This window comes from Lysobacter sp. TAB13 (assembly GCF_052113885.1).
In the GTDB taxonomy this organism is placed as follows: domain Bacteria; phylum Pseudomonadota; class Gammaproteobacteria; order Xanthomonadales; family Xanthomonadaceae; genus Lysobacter; species Lysobacter gummosus.
The window spans coordinates 1-693 of sequence record NZ_JBFRDR010000071.1 but is presented as its reverse complement, the minus strand read 5'-3'; the positions used below and the strand labels follow the sequence as shown (position 1 = coordinate 693).

General features: G+C 61.3%; 1 protein-coding gene. It reads left to right on the top strand.

Annotated features, from left to right (window positions below):
- Positions 1-141: 141 nt before the first annotated feature.
- Positions 142-693 (top strand): MFS transporter (locus AB4Y92_RS25155; RefSeq protein ID WP_441822096.1); only part of this gene is annotated, 552 nt, incomplete at its 3' end.

Below are 693 nucleotides of genomic sequence, written 5' to 3'. Positions count from 1 at the left end.
CATTGGTTCGCATGTGAACTCATCAGTGAGGCGTCATGAAGCAGACATCGTAAAGGTCTGCAGAGCTTGAGGAAGGAGCTATGCCTCACTATCTCCTGAGATGGCCTATGCAGCGGAAGCGACGATGCGTGGAGGCTGATCATGACAACCATGGATCTTGGCGCCGGCATGCTGTCCGAGCAGGAGCATGGCAGACAGCTTCGACGTGCCATCGTAGCGAGCACGGTCGGTACCGCGATCGAATGGTATGACTTCTTCCTTTACAGCACGGTGACCGGCCTCGTCTTCGCGCGGCTGTTTTTCCCGCGCTCGGAGCCGCTCGTCGGTACGCTCGAGGCATTTGCCGTCTATGCGGTCGGCTTTCTCGCCCGGCCGGTCGGCGCGGCGATCTTCGGCCACTATGGCGACCGGATCGGCCGCAAATCGACGCTCATCGCAACGCTCATGCTAATGGGAATTGCGACCTTTCTGGTCGCCCTCGTTCCGACCTACGACAGCATCGGCATTTGGGGCGCGATCATCCTGACGGCGCTGCGCTTTATCCAGGGCGTCGGCGTGGGCGGTGAATGGGGCGGTTCCGTGCTGCTCTCGATGGAATGGGCGCGGACCTCCAGCCATCGCGGTTTCATCGCATCCTGGCCGCAGTTCGGCGTGCCTTGCGGCCTCTTCCTCGCCAATCTCGCAGTCCTCGTG